Here is a 1284-nt window from a genome sequence, read left to right as displayed (position 1 = left end):
ATTACAAGGAGTACGCGCGGCTCGTGAACGAGCGCCCTGTCTCCACCCTGCGCGATCTGCTCGCCCTGAAGACGGTCGACAACCCGGTCGCGCTGGATCAAGTGGAGCCTGCGACCGAACTGTTCCCCCGCTTCGACTCCGCCGCCATGTCCATCGGCGCCCTGGGGCCTGAGGCCCACGAGGCACTGGCAGTCGCCATGAACCGGCTCGGCGGCAAGAGCAACTCGGGCGAGGGTGGCGAAGATCCCAAGCGTTTCGGTACCGAGAAAAACTCCCGCATCAAGCAGGTGGCCTCGGGGCGCTTCGGCGTCACCCCCCACTACCTGATGAACGCGGACGTGGTACAGATCAAGGTGGCCCAGGGCGCCAAACCCGGCGAAGGGGGTCAGCTGCCCGGTGACAAGGTCACGGCCCAGATCGCCAAGCTGCGTTATTCCGTGCCCGGCGTGACCCTGATCTCACCGCCGCCGCACCATGACATTTACTCCATCGAAGACTTGGCCCAGCTCATCTTCGACATCAAGCAGATCAACCCGGACTGCCTGGTGTCGGTCAAGCTGGTCTCCGAGCCCGGCGTCGGCACCATCGCCTGTGGCGTGGCCAAAGCCTATGCCGACTTCATCACCGTCTCGGGTTATGACGGCGGCACCGGCGCCAGCCCGCTGAGTTCGGTCAAATATGCCGGTTCTCCCTGGGAGCTGGGCCTGGCCGAAACCCAGCAGGCCCTGGTGGCCAACGGCTTGCGCCACAAGGTGCGGTTGCAGGTGGATGGCGGTCTCAAAACCGGTCTGGACATCATCAAGGCAGCCATCCTCGGCGCCGAGAGCTTCGGCTTCGGCACAGGCCCCATGGTGGCGCTCGGTTGCAAATACCTGCGCATCTGCCACCTGAACAACTGCGCCACCGGCGTCGCCACCCAGGATGAGAAGCTGCGCCGCGAGCACTTTACCGGCCTGCCGGAGATGGTGATGAACTACTTCCAGTTCATCGCACAAGAGACGCGCGAGCTGATGGCCCAGCTGGGTGTGACCCAGCTGACGGATCTCATCGGTCGCACCGATTTGCTGCAGGCCCTGCCAGGGCTCACCGCCCGTCAGGCCAAGCTGGATCTCTCCGGCATACTGGCGAGCCCGGTGGCACCGGCAGGTTCCAGCCTGTTCAGCCAGCAGCACAACCCCACCTTCGACAAGGGTCCGCTCAACCTCAAGATGGTGGAAGACCTGCTGGCGGCGGTCGAGCACAAGTCTGGCGGCGAATTCCGCTATGACATCCGCAACACGGATC

1 protein-coding gene is annotated in these 1284 nt (G+C 64.3%); it reads left to right on the top strand.

Annotated elements, in window-relative coordinates:
• The coding region (locus tag AAC083_RS08200) for a glutamate synthase-related protein (RefSeq protein WP_258224634.1) at positions 1 to 1284 on the top strand (1284 nt) is incomplete at both ends.

Origin of the sequence: Aeromonas sp. HMWF014, from assembly GCF_963878295.1 — a bacterium.
Lineage (GTDB): Bacteria > Pseudomonadota > Gammaproteobacteria > Enterobacterales > Aeromonadaceae > Aeromonas > Aeromonas popoffii.
The sequence above is the reverse complement of the archived record's forward strand: the minus strand, read 5'-3'. Positions and strand labels throughout refer to the sequence as shown.